This is a genomic window from Nonomuraea sp. NPDC048901, from assembly GCF_040649695.1.
Lineage (GTDB): Bacteria > Actinomycetota > Actinomycetes > Streptosporangiales > Streptosporangiaceae > Nonomuraea.
On record NZ_JBEZFW010000002.1, the window covers coordinates 192,559 to 208,130 of the forward strand.

A 15,572-nucleotide genomic window follows, 5' to 3' on the forward strand; every position below is an offset into this window, starting at 1 on the left:
TCGTGGGGAACGGGGTCCCGGCGTGAAGAGCCGCTAATAGTCGACATCGAGCAGGGCGATCGCTTCCAGTACGTCGGTCACCTTGTGGTCCGCCCCCGGGGATAACCCCGGGGACAGGCCGCGGTCGATCCAGATCGTGTGCAGGCCCGCGCCGCGTCCGCCCGCCACGTCCTTCTCCACGTCGTCCCCGATCATCCAGTCCCCGTCCGCGAGCGTGGTGTCGCACCGGCGGGCGGCGATCTCGAACAGCTCGCGGTCCGGCTTGCTGAAGCCCTCGGCGTCGGAGATGGCCCAGCCGTCCACCCGGTCCACCAGGCCGCTGTGGTGGATCTTGCCGGACTGGTTGTCGGCCATGCCGTTGGTCACGATGCCGACCCGCCAGCCGGACATGCGCAGGCGATCGAGGGACTCGAGTACGGCCGGGCGGCAGGTGACGAGGTGCGGCAGGCGGTCACGGTAGCCCTGCCACAGCGACTCGGCCGACTCGGCGAGCCCGAACCGCTCGCGGACGTGGGTGAAGAACGTGCTCATCGGGATGGAGCCGTCAGCGTCCAGCTCGATCATCCACGCCACATCCTGCGCGCCCAGTCCCCTGTCGGCGGCGAACTCGGCGGCCCAGCGCTTGAAGGCGTCCAGGCGGTCGATCAGGGTGTTGTCGAGGTCGAAGAGTGCCAGCACGCCTCAGGACCATACAGGTGTTCGATGACGCGCGGCGGCCTTCCGCGCAACAGGTGATCAACGGTTGTGCGCCCGGTGGTCACTCACCGGCCACTTTGCCGGTCTAACGTACGCGGCATGCTGACGCGCAGATTATTCGCGAGCGCTCTGGCCGTCCTGACCGGTGGTACGGTCGCGGTCGTGCTGCTCCAGCCCAACACCGCCACGGCCGAGCGCCGCGCCCAGGCCCCCGTCGTCATCGGGCACCGGGGCGCCAGTGCCCACCGGCCCGAGCACACGCTGCTCTCGTACGAGGCGGCCATCGCCATGGGCGCCGACTACATCGAGCCCGACCTGGTCTCCACCAAGGACCACATCCTGGTGGCCAGGCACGAGAACGACATCACCGGCACCACCGACGTGGCCGCGCATCCGGAGTTCGCCGACCGGCGCGCCACCAAGACGGTCGACGGGCGGCCGATCACCGGGTGGTTCACCGAGGACTTCACGCTGGCCGAGCTGAAGACGCTACGGGCCAAGGAACGCGTGCCCGACCTGCGGCCCGACAACACGGCCTTCGACGGGGTGGCGGAGATCCCGACGTTCGAGGAGGTCGTGCGGCTGGCGCAGCGCCACGGCGTGGGCGTCTATCCCGAGACCAAGCATCCGACGTACTTCGACTCCATCGGCCTGTCGCTGGAGGAGCCGCTGCTGGAGACGCTCAACAGCAACCACATGCGCAAGGTGTACATCCAGTCGTTCGAGACCGCGAACCTGCGGGAGCTGCGCAAGAAGACCAGGCTGCCGCTGATCCAGCTGATCACGTTCGGCGGGGCGCCGTACGACTGGGTCGCCGCCGGAGATCAGCGTACTTATGACGACATGGTGAAGCCGGAAGGGCTGCGTGAGGTGGCCTCGTACGCGAACGGGATCGGCGTGGACACCCGCCGCGTCGTGCCCGTGGGAGCGGACGGCAAGCTGACGGAGCCCACCACACTCGTCCAGGACGCCCACCGCAGGCGACTGGACGTGCATGTCTGGACCGTCCGCAACGAGAACTCCCAGCTCCCCCTCGACTACCGGCTGGGCAACCCGGCCAGCCCCGCCTTCCCGCGCGCCACCGGAGACGTGATGGGCTGGCTGAACAGGCTGCTCGACCTGGGCGTGGACGGCGCGTTCTGCGACGACCCGGCCATGGGCCGGGCCGTGGTGGCTCAGCGGACAAGCTAGCCCGGATCGACTGATCGACGTGGGCGGGCCGCTCGCTCCGCCGGAGCGGGTGATGGACGTGGGCGGGCCGCCGTGACGTCGGTCGGCGGGCCCGCTCGTTAGAGTGGGCGGATCTTCAGAATCGCCGTGCTCGCCGTCGCCCTCGTGGCGACGGCGGGAGACCTCGTCTGGGGGCTCAGCCACGCCGCGACGCCGCCCCTCACCCAGCTGCCCCTGCTCGCCGTGGGCCTCGCGGGCGGCTGGTCATTCGTCGTCTCGGGCCTCTTCGTCAGGGCCAGGCGGCCCATGGGCGGTACGGGCGGGCTGATGGCCGCGGTGGGGCTCTGCCTGCTGCTGTCGGGCGTGAACTACCTTCCGGAACGCTGGGCCCTGCTGACCGGGAACGTGATCGGGTGGCTGGCCCTGACACTGCTCGCGCACGTCGTGCTGATCATGCCCGAAGGCAGGGCCGTCGGGCGCAGGCAGCGGGCCACGGTCCTGGTCCTGTACCTCGGCATGGCGCAGGCGCTGGCGGTCTGGCTGCGGTTCGGCCGGCTCGGCGACGGCAGCTGCACCTGCCTGCCGCTGCTGCCCGGCGGCGAGGACGTCTCGCGGCCGCTGATCGCGGCCGTGGCCGTCTTCCTGTGGCTCTTCGGGCTGGGGATGACGGCGATGCTCGGCTGGCGCTGGCTGGTCCGGCTGCCCGCGCCGCGCCGCCACACGTTCGCTCCGGTCGCGCTGGCGGGCGGGCTGATGCTGCTCACCACCTGGACCCGGCAGGCCGTCTACATCTGGCCGGACGCCACCAACTCCCTTCTCCAGGCGGTCCTGCACGGGGTGCAATTGCTCACGCTGGCGACCTGGCCGCTGGGGGTGCTCGCGGGACTCATGCGCGCCCGGCTCGACCAGGCGGCGGTGGCGCGGCTGGCGACCGGGCTGGACCTGTCGCCCGGCGCATTGGAGAAGACGCTCGCGAGCGTGCTGCGCGACCCGACGCTGCGCCTCGGGTACTGGACCGGCGACGGGTACGTCGACGCGGCGGGCGATCCGCTGACCGTCCCGGGAACGCGGTCTGCCAGCGTGTCGGGCGATCCGTTGACCGTCCCGGGAACGCGGTCCGCCGCGTACCTGGAGGTCGGTGGGGAACCGGCCGCCGTGCTCCTGTACGACCCGGCGCTGGACCTCGACCCGGAGCCGGTGCGGTCGGTGGCGGCCATCACCCGGCTGATCGTGGAGAACGAGCGCATGCGGGCCGAGCTGGCCGCCCAGCTCGTGGAGGTGCGGGCGTCCAGGGCCCGCATCGTGGCCGCCGGCGACGCCGAACGCAGCCGCATCGAACGCAACCTGCACGACGGAGCCCAGCAGCGGCTCGCCGGCCTCGCGGTGCTGCTCGGGCACGCCCGGCTGCGCAACGCCGACGCCGAGGTGGCGGAGTTGCTCGACGAGGCGGTGACGGGAGTACGGGCGGCGCTGGCCGAGCTACGCGAGCTGGCGGGCGGCATCCATCCGGCCATCCTGAGCCAGTCGGGGCTGGCCGCCGCGCTGCACTCGCTCGCGGAGCGCTCGCCCGTTCCCGCCGTGGTGGAGGAGGCGCCGGACGGACGGCTGCCGCCCGACGCCGAGCAGGCCGCCTACTTCGTCGCCGCCGAGGCGCTCGCCAACGTGGCCAAGCACGCGGACGCGTCCAAGGCGTCGATCAGGGCCGTCGTGCGTGATGGCGTCCTGCTGCTGGAGGTGACGGACGACGGGACGGGCGGCGCGCGGCCGGAGTCAGGTACGGGCCTGCGCGGCCTCGCCGACCGGGTAGCCGCGCTCGACGGCCTGCTGCACGTGCACAGCCCACCAGGCCAGGGCACCCGCGTGACGGCCGAGATCCCGCTCGCCGGTCAGGAGCGCAAATAGGTCAGGACGGCCAGGACACGACGGTGGTCGTCCTCCGTCGCGGTCAGGCCCAGCCGGACGAAGATGTTGTGCACGTGCGTTTCCACCGTCTTGGGGCTCAGGTGCAGGCGGCGGCTGATCGCCTGGTTGGAACGGCCTTCGGCCATCAACCCGAGCACCTCCCGCTCCCGGCCGCTGAGCCGGGCGACCGGGCCGTCGCCGCGTCGCCTGCCGACGAGCCGCTGGACGACGTCCGGATCGATCACCGTGGCCCCGTCGCGTACCCGCTTGAGCGCGTCGGTCAGCTCGGTGACGTCGGCGACCCGGTCCTTGAGCAGGTAGCCCACTCCCCGGGCGTCCTCGCCCAGCAGGCCGACCACGTGCCGCGTCTCGATGTGGTTCGACAGCACCAGGACGCCCACCCCTGGATGTTCCCTGCGGATGAGGTGCGCCGCCTCCAGCCCCTCGGCGTTGAACCCGGGCGGCATCCGTACGTCCACGACGACCACGTCGGGCGGGTCCGCCCGGACCGAGGTCAGCAGGCTCGCGGCGTCGCCGACCTCCGCGGAGACCGTGACACCGCAGTCTCCGAGCAGCCTGGCCAGCCCTTGCCTGAACAACACGCTGTCCTCAGCCAGCACGACGCGCATAGTGCGGGACAGCCTAGCTTTCCGGGTTAACCCTGAGCGGATTGGGGGACTGCCCGGTGGGCAGCCCGGCCCGGTGTTGCCAGCATTCCAGGGTGAAAGACTTCGACTCCACGGCGGCCATCAGGCTGATAGAGGTGACCCGGCGTTTCGGCCGGGGCAAGAGCGCCGTGGCCGCGCTGCGTGGCGTTTCCGTCGGGCTGAGGGCCGGCTCGTTCAACGCGATCATGGGACCGTCGGGATCGGGTAAGAGCACCCTGCTGCAGTGCGCGGCGGGCCTGGACCGGCCGACATCCGGCCGCGTGTTGCTGGGCGAGACAGACCTGGCCACGATGAACGAGTCACAGCTGACCAAGCTGCGCCGGGACCGGATCGGCTTCGTGTTCCAGTCCTTCAATCTCATCCCCGCGCTGACGGCGCGGCAGAACATCACGCTGCCGCTGCGGCTGGCGGGTCGCCGAGCCGACCAGGAGTGGCTGGCCGACCTGGTCAAGCGCACCGGGCTGAGCCATCGGATCGGCCACCGGCCGACGGAGATGTCGGGCGGCCAGCAGCAGCGGGTGGCCATCGCCCGCGCGCTGATCACCCGGCCGGCCGTGGTCTTCGGTGACGAGCCGACGGGCGCGCTCGACATCGCCACAGGCCGGGAGATCCTCACGCTGCTCAGGGAGGTCGTCGACGCGCTCGGCCAGACCCTGGTGATGGTGACCCACGACCCCGTCGCCGCCTCGTACGCCGACCAGGTGCTCTTCCTGGCCGACGGCTCGATCGTCGACAGCATGGATCGGCCCACCGCCGACCAGGTCGCCTCGCGGCTGACGCGCCTGGGCGGGTGACGGCATGCTGCGCCTCACGTTGAGCACCATCCGTACCCGCAAGATCGGGTTCGCCGGGTCCGTCGCCTCCGTGCTGGTCGCGGTGGCGTTGATCTCGGCCTGCTTCATGATGATCCAGTCGGGGCTGAGCGCGACGCCCGAGGTGGACCGGTTCGGGGCCACGGCCGCCGTCGTACGCGCCGATACGGATCTGCACGTCGGTTCGGGCGACGACGAGGAGGCTGTGCCGCTGGAGGAACCGCCCCGCCTCTCGGCGGCGCGGCTGGCCGAGTTGCGTGCCGTGCCCGGTGTCGCGGCCGTGGTCGCTGACACGCCGTTCTACGCGCAGGCGGTGAACCGGCACGGCGTCGCCCTGGCCGGGCCGGGCAGCGGGCCGTCGTGGGGGCACGGCTGGCCGGTCGCGCGGCTCACCCCGTTCGTGCTGAACGCCGGGCGGGGTCCGGAGGCGGACGACGAGGTCGTGCTCGACGCCGACCTGGCGCGGCGCGCCTCCGTCCGCCCAGGGGACGAGGTACGGGTCGTCACCGTGGCGGGCACCCAGCGTTTCCGGGTCAGCGGCGTGGCGCGGCTGGACAGCGGCCGGGCCGGACTGCCGACGCAGTCGGCGCTCTTCTTCACCGAGCGGGCCGCCGCCCGGCTGTCCGGCGCGGACGGTTCGGTGGAATTCGCCGGAGTGCTCGCCCGCCCCGGGACTTCGGACGCCGAGCTGGCGGACCGCCTGCGCCAGACCCTCCGGGATCCCGGTCTGCGGGTGCTGACCGGGGGCGAGCGGGCTCGGGCGGGGGCGCCGGAGACGGCGGAGAAGCTGGAGTACTCGACGCAGCTGTTCGGGCCGATGGCCGGGATCGGCGGTTTCCTCGCCGTCTTCGTCATCGGCGGCACCTTCGGCCTGTCGATCCTGCAACGCCGCCGCGAGATCGCGCTGCTGCGGGCCATCGGCACCACACCGGGACAGATCAGCCGCATGATCGCCGGGGAGGCGGTCGTGGTGGCGCTGGTGGCCGCCCTGCCGGGCTACGCGCTGGGCGTCCCGCTGGCGCATCTGCTGCGCGCCGTGCTGGTCGGGCAGGGGCTCGCGCCGCCGGAGTTCGTCGTGGTGACGGGCCCGCTGCCGCTGGTCATCGGGGGTGGCGCCGGGCTGCTGCTGACGCTGCTGTCGGCGCTCACCGCGGTACGCCAGGCGGCCCGGGTCCGCCCGGCCGAGGCGCTCCAGGAGGCTGTCGGGCCGCGGCGGGTGATGACCGTGCCGCGCCTGCTGTTCGCGCTGGTCATGCTGGCCGGCGGGGCGGCTGTCCTGGCGCTCAGCCAGCATCTCGGCGGTGAGGTCGGCGTCGCCTTCCTGGCCCTGGTGGTCATCCTGTTCATCGGCGCGGCCGGGCTGCTGTCCCCGGTCCTGACGCGGGTGCTCGAGCGGCCGGCCGGCGCGGTCGTCGGGGCCGTCACGCGGACGACCGGCTGGCTGGCGCATGCCAACTCCGCCGCCGCCGTCCGCCGGGTGTCGTCGGCCGCGGCGGCGATCATGATCAGCGTGGCCATGGCCGGGTACGCGCTGCTGGTGACCGCCGTGCTGAACGACACCTCGGCGGCCCAGGGCCGGGAACGGGTCGTCGCGGACCGCGTCCTGGTGCCACGCAACGGCCCCGGGCTGCCTCCCGGCGTCGCCGACGCGGCCCGGCGGTTGCCCGGCGCCGAGACGGTCTCCGCCGTGCGCGCGACCTCGTTCGTGTCGTACGTTCTCGGCACGCCCGACGTGGTGCCCGCGCAGCTGGTGGACCCCGGCACCATCGGCAAGGTGCTCGACCTGCGCGTCCTGGAAGGCTCGCTCGCCGCCGTCAAGGAGGCGGGGACCGTCGCGGTCAGCCGTACCCACGCCGGTGAGCACGGCTGGCACGTCGGATCCCGTTTCCACGGGTGGCTGGCCGACGGCAGCCCCGTCGACCTGCGCGTGGGCGCCGTCTTCGACCGGGGGCTCGGCTTCGCCGACATCGTCCTCCCACGCACCGAAGCACGCACCGAAGCACGGGCCGGGGCACAGGCCGGGGCACAGACCGGGGTACGGGCCGGGGTACGGGCCGGGCTCGACAGCGCCGTCCTGGTCCGCGCCCGTCCGGGGCACGCCGACGAGCTGGACCGGGCGCTGGCCGCCTTCGAGCGGGAGCAGCCGGCCGTACGGGCGCTGGACCGGGAGGAGTACGGCGGGGCCGCCGAGACGTCGATCGAGCGGAACATCACCGGGACCTACCTGGTGCTCGCCGTGCTGGTGTCGTTCACGGCGGTGTCGCTGGTGAACACGCTTGTCATGGGGACCGCGGCCAGGACCAGGGAGTTCGCGCTGCTACGGGCGGTCGGGGCGAGCCGCAGGCAGATCGTCCGCATGATCGGCTGGGAGACGGGAATCGTGCTGGCGATCGGGGTGGTCGTCGGGACGGTGATCGCCTGCGTCGCGCTGGCCGGGGCCAACGGGGCGCTGTCGGGCAGCATGATGCTGACCGGGTTGCCGATGCCGCTATACCCGCTGGTACTGGCGGGTGTCGCCGTCATGGGGCTGGCGAGCGGCCTGCTGGCGGCGGGAATGGCGCTGCTCTCCCGCCCGATGGACGCCCTGGGCGGCGCCCGCGAGTGACGGCGCGGCGCACACGCGGCACCTCGGCCGTGACGGCGCCACGCCGTCACAGCCGGTCGGGTTTCGGGGCGGCTACCGGAGCTCGCGCTTGAGGATCTTGCCCGTGGCGGTCATCGGCAGCGCGTCGCGGAACTCCACGACACGCGGGTACTTGTAGGCCGCCATGTTCTCCTTGGCCCAGGCGATCAGCTCCTCCTCGGTCGCGGTCGAGCCGGGCGTACGGATGATGTACGCCTTGATCTCCTCGCCGTGCGAGTCATGCGGTACGCCCACGACGGCGGCCAGCGAGACGGCCTCGTGGGTCATCAGGACCTCTTCGAGCTCGCGCGGGTAGACGTTGAACCCGCCACGGATGATCATGTCCTTGGACCGGTCGACGATCGAGTAGTAGCCGTCGGCGTCGCGGGTGGCGATGTCGCCGCTGCGGAACCAGCCGTCGCGCATCACCTCGGCCGTGGCCTCCGGACGGCCGTAGTAGCCCTTCATGATGTTGTGGCCGCGGATCGCGATCTCGCCCGGCTCCTCGCCCTCGACCGTCTTCCAGTCGCTGTCGATGAGCTTCATCTCCACGCCCCAGATCGGGGTGCCGACCGTGCCCGGCTTGGCGGGGTGGTCCGGCTGGTTGAAGCTGGCCACCGGCGAGGTCTCCGACAGGCCGTACCCCTCGAGGATGGCGACGCCGAAGGTCTTCTCGAAGTCCTTCAGCACCTCCAGCGGAGAGGCGGAGCCGCCCGCCACGGCGGTCTTCAGGCTCGCGGGCGGCGCGACGCCGTCCGCGTGGACCTTCGACAGCATCGCCCAGTACATGGTCGGCACGCCGGCGAAGAACGTGACGCCCTCCTTGGCCATGAGCGCCAGCGCGTCGCCCGGCTCGAAGCGCGGCATCAGCACGACCGTGGCCCGCCGCAGGAACCCCTGGTTCATCACGACCGTCTGCCCGAACGAGTGGAACAGCGGCAGCACCGCCATCATCACGTCGCCGCCCTCGGCGCTCGGGAACATCCGGTCGCAGACGATGGCGTTCATCAGCATGTTCTGGTGGCTGAGCTCGGCGCCCTTGGGCTGGCCCGTGGTGCCGGAGGTGTAGAGGATCACCGCCGTGTCCTCGGCCGCCGTCTGCACGGTCTCGAACACGCCGGACATGCCGTCGAGCGCCGCCCAGATCGACTCGCCGTACACGGACTCGGTCGCCAGCGGCGTGGCGGGCAGCACGAAGAAGTGCTCGCACCCCTCGGCCGCCTCGAAGCCGGCCTTGCCGCGCTCGCCCAGCGGCAGCTCGGGCGTGCCCTCGAAGCAGAACAGCGCCTTGGCGTCGCTGTCGTCAAGGTGGTAGGCGATCTCCCGCGACTGCAGCAGCACGTTGAGGGGCACCACCGTCGCCCCGGCCTTGAGGATGCCGTAGTAGACGAAGGGGAAGTACGGCAGGTTGGGGCAGGCCAGCGCGACCTTGTCACCCTTGCCGATGCCGCGCGAGACCAGCAGGTTGGCCACTTGTGCCGCCACGGTGTCGATCATTGAGTACGGCAGGCGCATGTCACCGAAGACGATGGCCGTGCCGTCCGGCGTGGCCCTGGCACTGTCCTCCAGGACGATCGACAGGTTGAGCATGAGCGCCTTCCTCCCTGTGTACGGCTTGCGCGCCATCATGGCAGCAAGACATACCGACCGGTAGGGGCAAACTCCGCACCCTGCGGTGGTCCGCTGAACGCGGCCCACCGTAGGGGCAAACTACGTCACCACAGAGGGCGGTTACGGACGCGTATAGACGCGGTACATCGCCTGGAGTAAGCAAGTACCAGATTACTTACGCCTGGGAGGGGCCATGGAGTACGACTACGTGATCGTCGGGGCCGGGTCGGCGGGGTGTGTCCTGGCCAACAGGCTGTCGGCCGATCCCGGTGTGTCCGTGGCGCTGATCGAGGCGGGCGGCAAGGACGACAAGCTGGAGATCCGCATGCCCGCGGGCTTCGCCAAGCTGTTCAAGACCGACTACGACTGGAACTACACCACCGCCAAGCAGAGCGAGATGTCCGGCCGCGAGCTCTACTGGCCCAGGGGCAGGGTGCTCGGCGGCTCGTCCTCACTCAACGCGCAGATGTGGGTACGCGGCTGCGAGCGCGACTACGACCAGTGGGGGATCCCGGGCTGGACCTACGACGACGTCCTGCCGTACTTCATCAAGGCCGAGCACCGCGTCGGCAGCAACAACGGCGGTGTCTACGGCTCGTCCGGCCCGCTGTTCATCTCCGAGCTGCGTAGTCCCAACGTCACCACCGCGGCCTTCCTCAAAGCCTGCGACGAGCTCGGATTACAGCGGCTGGCCGAGCTCAACGGCCGCTCCAACGAGGGCTACAGCGCCACGCCCGTCACCCAGAATCGGGGCAGGAGGTGGAGCTCCGCCGACGCGTACCTGCGCCCGGCGTTGAAGCGGCCCAACCTGACGGTGATCACCGGCGCGACCGTGGACCGGGTGGTGTTCGACGGCACGCGGGCCGTCGGCGTCGAGCACGACGGCGGCGCGCAGATCAAGGCCAGGCGGGAGGTCATCCTGTCGGCGGGGGCGATCGGCTCCCCGTACCTGCTCATGCGCTCCGGGGTCGGCGCGGCCGACGAGCTGCGCGACGAGGACATCACGGTCGTGCGGGACCTGCCCGAGGTCGGCAAGAACCTGCAGGACCACCTGTCGACCGGCGTGTACGTGCAGTCCAAGCAGCCGGTCACGCTGACCAAGGCGGAGTCGATCGGCAACCTCCTGCGCTACATCGTGCTCCGCTCCGGCATGCTCACCACGAACGTGGGCGAGGCGGTGGCCTTCATCAGGACGTCGCCGGAGGAGCCCGCCCCCGACATCGAGCTGATCTTCGCGCCCGGCCCGTTCATCGACCACGGCCTCACGCCGCCGACCGGCCACGGGCTGACCGTCGGCGTGGTGCTGCTGCAGCCGGAGAGCCGCGGCCGGGTCGGGCTGAGCGGCCGCGAGGTGGTGATCGACCCCGGCTACCTGACCCGGGAGGCCGACGTCAAGCGGCTGGTCGCCGGGCTGAAGACGGCCAAGCAGGTCTTCGCCACCGCCGCGATGAGCAAGTACGCGGGCGGCCCGATGGCCCCCTACCAGGGGCCCGAGAGCGACACCGAGCTTGCTCAGTGGGTACGCGAGCGCGGCGAGACCCTCTACCACCCGGTCGGCACCTGCCGCATGGGCACCGACGCCGAGTCGGTCGTCGACCCGGAGCTCAAGGTACGCGGCCTCGACGGGCTCAGGGTCGTGGACGTGTCGATCATGCCGACCCTGAACCGTGGACACACGCACGCCCCGGCCATCATGATCGGCGAAAAGGGAGCCGAGCTCATCACCAAGCGCCCTTGACGTAAGTGACTACTTGCAGAAGGCTTGGTGTTCATGACGCTCTCCAGTGACCTGGACATCTCGCAACTGGTGTTCTGGGGGCTGCCCCAGGCCGAGCGCATGGCCGCCTTCCGCCGGTTGCGCCAGCTGGACGAGCCGGTGTTCCTGACGGAGCAGGCCGTGCCGTTCATCAAGGGCGGCCCCGGCTACTACGCCCTGGTGCGCCACGCGGACGTGACCGAGGCCAGCAGGAACGCGGCCGTGTTCAGCAGTGAGCCGTGTTCCAACAGCGTGCCCGACATGCCGCGCTGGCTGGCCGTGTACTTCGGGTCGATGATCAACATGGACGACCCGCGGCACGCCCGGCTGCGCCGGATCGTGTCCAGGGCGTTCACGCCGCGCATCCTGTCCAAGATGGAGGAGGACCTGGCCACGGCCGCCGCCGAGATCGTGGACCAGGCGATCGAGGAGGGGCCGGGCGACTTCGTGGCGCAGATCGCCGCCCGGCTCCCGGTCCGCGTCATCTGCGACATGATGGGCATTCCGGCGACATTTCATGACATGGTGCTTCGGCGGACCAACGTGATCCTCGGCAACGCCGACCCCGAGTACACCGGCATCGACCCCGAGTTCAGCCGCGTCAACGTGGCCCGCGGCCTGGCCAAACTGCTGCACGCCGGCTTCTCCCTGAACCGGCTCGCCGCCCGCCTGGGCGACGAGCGGCGCAAGAATCCCACGGGCGACCTGGTCAGCCTGCTGGTCAACGGCGAGGAGCGGCTCACCTCGCAGGAGCTGGGCTCCTTTTTCATCCTGCTGGTGGTGGCCGGCAGCGAGACCACCCGCAACGCGATCGCGTACGGGCTCAAGCTCTTCACCGACCACCCCGAGCAGCGGCGGCTGCTCCTGGAGGACTTCGACGGCCGCGTCACCAAGGCGTGTGACGAGATCGTGCGCTACGCCACGCCGGTGATCCAGTTCCGCCGCACGCTCACGCGGGACCATGAGATGAACGGCATGCGCTACAAGAAGGGAGACAAGGTCCTGCTCTTCTACAACTCGGCCAACCGTGACGAGACGGTGTTCAAGGACCCCGACACGTTCGACATCACCCGCGACCCGAACCCGCACGTCGGCTTCGGCGGTCCCGGCCCGCACTTCTGCCTGGGCGCCCACCTGGCGCGCAGGGAGATGACGGTGATGTTCCGCGAGCTGTTCACCCGGCTGCCGGGCATCAGGTCAGAGGGGGAGCCCGACTTCCTGCTGTCCAACTTCATCAACGGGATCAAGCACCTGAAGTACACCTTCTGAGGGCCTCGGCCAGGCCCTCCTCGCCGCGCCAGGCCACGAAACCGTCAGGCCGTACGAGGAGCGTCCCGTACGGCCAGCCGTCCACGACATGCACCGGAACGTCGGCCGCCACGCCGGGATCGGCCGTGAGCACACACCACTGGGATCCGACCAGGTCGAGCGTGGACACCCCGTCGGCCACCCACATGTGCGGCAGGCGGGATCCCGGCGACCCGTCGAGGTCGAGGGCGACGTCCTCGGTGGAGGGGAGCTCCGCGCCGCCGTACCGATAGCCCATGTGCACCACCGGCGCGTTGATCGCCCCCGCCGCCTTGCGCGCCTCCGCCATGTCCTGCCCCCAGTGCAGGGACGGATCGTTGAACCGCAGGAGCGCCTGTTCCATCGTCATGAGGGCCACCGGATGGCGCTCCGCGTGATAAGTCTCCAGCAGCTCGGGCTCGGCCTCACCGCGCAGCACGTGCGCGAGCTTCCACGCCAGATTGTGCGCGTCGGCGATGCCGGTGTTCAGCCCGAACGCGCCCAGCGGGGGGATGGCGTGCGCCGCGTCGCCCACCAGGAAGACCCGGCCGACGGAGAGGCGATCGGCCACCTGGCCGCGCCCCCGGAACGTCAGCACGCTGCGGATCTCCACCTCGATCGACGGGTCGCCGAGCGCGGTGCGGATGTGCTCCGGAGTCGGCTCAGTGCCGAGGCGGGTGAGGAAGACCCACTCGCGTTGGCCGTCGACGGTCACCAGCAGGCCGGGCGCGTCCGGATGCTCGATGTCGCACATGGCGAACGGCTTGCGCGGGCGCAGATCAGCGCGGAACAGGACACTCGTCGTCTCCTGACCGAGCACACCGGGACCGGTGAGGCCGACGCCGAGGATCTGCCGAACCCGGCTGCGCACACCGTCGGCCGCCACCAGATAGCGCGCCCGCACGACACGCCCGTCGGACAGGGTCGCCGTGACGCCGTCGGAGTCCTGCTCGAACGAGTCGAGCGCGACGCCGAACTCCACGTCGCCCGCCTTGGTGATCAGCACGCGGTCGAACCGGTTCTGCGCGCAGGTGCCGCGGATCCGGGCCGGCGTGTAGGTGAACTCGGCCTCGCCTCTCGTCTTCCACGCCACGCCTTCGGTGAAGTCGGCCTCCGCGAGCGTGCGCCCCCTGATCTTCCCCGCCCGCAGGTCGACCGCGGCCTCGTTGACCGCTTGTTCCAGGCCGACCTCGCGCAGGATCTCCACCGACCGCAGCCCGATGCCGTTGGCCCTGGGGTGGTGCGACAGCTCCGGCTTCTCCTCGACGACGCGGGGCTTGACGCCGTGGTGGCGCAACAGCACCGCGAGCATCAGCCCGACGGATCCGCCGCCGGCGATCAGAACATCTGTGGAAACAGTGTGCCCATTCATGGGAACACTGTACCCATATCTGTAGAATCCTGTCCATGCCGCTTATCTGGGAGCGCGAGCCGTACCAGCCGAAAAGGCAGGCCCTGAGCGTGGAGCGCATCGTGGACGCGTCCGTCGCCATCGCCGACGCCGAGGGGCTCGACGCGCTGTCGATGCGCCGCGTCGCCGCCGAGCTGTCGACCGGTACGACCTCGCTCTACCGTTACGTGGACAGCCGCGACGACCTGCTCGACCTCATGGCCGACGCGGTGCAGGACCACCACGTGCCGCTGACGGGAGACTGGCGCGCCGACCTCGAGGCGTACGCCCACCACGAGCGCGAGCTGTGGCTGCGGCACCCCTGGCTCGCCCCGCTGCTGGCGACCCGGCCATCGCTCGGCCCCAACTGGTTGCGCGGCCTGGAACACGCCCTCACCGCGGCCGCCCCGCTGACTTCCGACATCGCCGACGCGGGCTCGGCCGTCGGGCTGATCAGGGACTACGTGCGCGGCGCGGTCATGCGCGAGCTCGCCGAGAAGGAGACTCAGCGGCGCACCGGTCAGACCGAGGACGAGTGGCGCGCCGACGTCGCCCCCTACATGCGCAAGGTCATCGAGAGCGGTGCGTATCCCCGGGTCTCGCGCATGACCGAGTCCGCCGACCTGAGCCCGGCCGAACAGTTCTCGTACGGCTTGCACCGCATCCTCACCGGGATCGCGGCCGCTCAGCAGACGGCAAAGTGATCACGACCCGATCAGTTCGCGTTCGGACCGCGCTGCCTGCTGCGGGGGTCGAGGAGGGCGGCTGATTCCGGAGTGCTACTCCAGCGGAGAGCCGACTGCTAGGTTTCGCAGTCATGGAGATCAGAACCGTCCACGCCAACGGGGTGGAGTTCGCGTATCTGGCCGTAGGGGAGGGGCCGCTGGCCCTGTGCCTGCACGGCTTCCCTGACACGGCCCACACCTGGCGTCACCTGCTCCCGGCGCTGGCCGAGCGTGGCTACCGCGCGGTCGCGCCGTTCCTGCGCGGCTACGCGCCGACCGAGATCCCCGCCGACGGCGCCTACGAGGCCGGCGCGCTCGTCGCCGACGTACGGGCGCTGCACGAGGAGCTCGGCGGCGACTCCGCCGCGGTGCTCATCGGTCACGACTGGGGCGCGTTCCCCGTCTACGCGACCGCCGACCGCTTCCGCAGATCCGTGGCCATGGCCGTGCCGCCGGCCGCCGCCCTGGCGACCGGATTCCTGGACTACGAGCAGCTCAAGCGCTCGTTCTACGTCTTCCTCTTCCAGACCGCCCTGGCCGAGACGGCCGCCGCCGCCCCCGGCTTCCTCGAGGGCATCTGGCGCGACTGGTCGCCCGGCTACGACGCCGAGCAGGACCTGGAGTTCGTCCGGCAGAGCATCGGCGCACCGGCGAACCTGGCGGCGGCCATCGGCTACTACCGGGCGATGCTCGGCACCACCCCGCCCACCGGCCGCTACCCGGCACCGGAGCCCGCCACCACCGGACCGATCCTCTACCTGCACGGGACCCAGGACGGCTGCCTCTCGGCCGACCTGGCCAAGGACGCGCTGAGCCACCTGCCGGCCGGATCGCGGACCGAGCAGGTGGCCGGCGCGGGACACTTCCTCCACCTCGAAAAGCCGGCGGAGGTCAACCGGCTCATCCTCGACTGGCTGGCCTCCTGAGGGCGG

12 protein-coding genes are annotated in these 15,572 nt (G+C 71.1%); 8 read left to right on the forward strand and 4 right to left on the reverse strand.

Translation table 11 applies throughout. The features are described 5' to 3' along the window. Positions 1 to 33: 33 nt before the first annotated feature. The gene (locus tag AB0C30_RS06010) at positions 34 to 678 is read right to left on the reverse strand and encodes an HAD family hydrolase (protein ID WP_357940111.1); all 645 of its coding nucleotides are present in this window, start codon (positions 676 to 678) and stop codon (positions 34 to 36) included. A gap of 117 nt (positions 679 to 795) precedes the next feature. Here AB0C30_RS06010 and AB0C30_RS06015 point away from each other — a divergent pair, with 117 nt between their 5' ends. Continuing rightward, positions 796 to 1,887: a glycerophosphodiester phosphodiesterase gene (locus AB0C30_RS06015; RefSeq protein ID WP_357940113.1), complete on the forward strand. Its 1,092-nt coding sequence runs from the start codon at positions 796 to 798 to the stop codon at positions 1,885 to 1,887. Positions 1,888 to 2,013: 126 nt separating this feature from the next. Next, positions 2,014 to 3,768: a sensor histidine kinase gene (locus AB0C30_RS06020; protein ID WP_357940115.1), complete on the forward strand. Its 1,755-nt coding sequence runs from the start codon at positions 2,014 to 2,016 to the stop codon at positions 3,766 to 3,768. Here the strand turns inward: AB0C30_RS06020 and AB0C30_RS06025 are convergent. After that, positions 3,753 to 4,397, reverse strand: coding sequence for a response regulator transcription factor (locus AB0C30_RS06025; protein WP_357940117.1), 645 nt, complete (start codon positions 4,395 to 4,397; stop codon positions 3,753 to 3,755). The two genes, AB0C30_RS06020 and AB0C30_RS06025, sit on opposite strands and share 16 nt — an antisense overlap. Before the next feature lie 92 nt (positions 4,398 to 4,489). Here AB0C30_RS06025 and AB0C30_RS06030 point away from each other — a divergent pair, with 92 nt between their 5' ends. Next, on the forward strand, positions 4,490 to 5,230 hold the full coding sequence (locus AB0C30_RS06030; protein WP_357940119.1) for an ABC transporter ATP-binding protein: 741 nt from the start codon (positions 4,490 to 4,492) through the stop codon (positions 5,228 to 5,230). Between the two features lie 4 nt (positions 5,231 to 5,234). After that, entirely contained in the window at positions 5,235 to 7,853 is a 2,619-nt protein-coding gene (locus AB0C30_RS06035; RefSeq protein WP_357940121.1) for an ABC transporter permease, read from the forward strand. Positions 7,854 to 7,925: 72 nt separating this feature from the next. On the opposite strand, the gene AB0C30_RS06040 is transcribed toward AB0C30_RS06035, so the two are convergent. After that, positions 7,926 to 9,461 (reverse strand): long-chain fatty acid--CoA ligase, encoded by a 1,536-nt coding sequence (locus tag AB0C30_RS06040; RefSeq protein WP_357941462.1) that lies wholly within the window; start codon positions 9,459 to 9,461, stop codon positions 7,926 to 7,928. Between the two features lie 214 nt (positions 9,462 to 9,675). Between AB0C30_RS06040 and AB0C30_RS06045 the strand changes: the two genes are divergently transcribed. Further along, a complete protein-coding gene (locus AB0C30_RS06045) occupies positions 9,676 to 11,220 on the forward strand; it encodes a GMC family oxidoreductase N-terminal domain-containing protein (RefSeq protein ID WP_357940123.1) in 1,545 nt (514 codons plus the stop codon). Between the two features lie 33 nt (positions 11,221 to 11,253). Next, a complete protein-coding gene (locus AB0C30_RS06050) occupies positions 11,254 to 12,507 on the forward strand; it encodes a cytochrome P450 (RefSeq protein WP_357940125.1) in 1,254 nt (417 codons plus the stop codon). Here AB0C30_RS06050 and AB0C30_RS06055 read toward each other — a convergent pair. Beyond that, the gene (locus AB0C30_RS06055) at positions 12,482 to 13,897 is read right to left on the reverse strand and encodes an FAD-dependent monooxygenase (RefSeq protein ID WP_357940127.1); all 1,416 of its coding nucleotides are present in this window, start codon (positions 13,895 to 13,897) and stop codon (positions 12,482 to 12,484) included. The two genes, AB0C30_RS06050 and AB0C30_RS06055, sit on opposite strands and share 26 nt — an antisense overlap. A gap of 35 nt (positions 13,898 to 13,932) precedes the next feature. On the opposite strand from AB0C30_RS06055, the gene AB0C30_RS06060 reads away from it, so the two are divergent. After that, the gene (locus tag AB0C30_RS06060) at positions 13,933 to 14,619 is read left to right on the forward strand and encodes a TetR/AcrR family transcriptional regulator (RefSeq protein WP_357940129.1); all 687 of its coding nucleotides are present in this window, start codon (positions 13,933 to 13,935) and stop codon (positions 14,617 to 14,619) included. Positions 14,620 to 14,732: 113 nt separating this feature from the next. Then, the gene (locus tag AB0C30_RS06065) at positions 14,733 to 15,566 is read left to right on the forward strand and encodes an alpha/beta hydrolase (RefSeq protein ID WP_357940131.1); all 834 of its coding nucleotides are present in this window, start codon (positions 14,733 to 14,735) and stop codon (positions 15,564 to 15,566) included. The last annotated feature ends 6 nt before the right edge of the window (positions 15,567 to 15,572 follow it).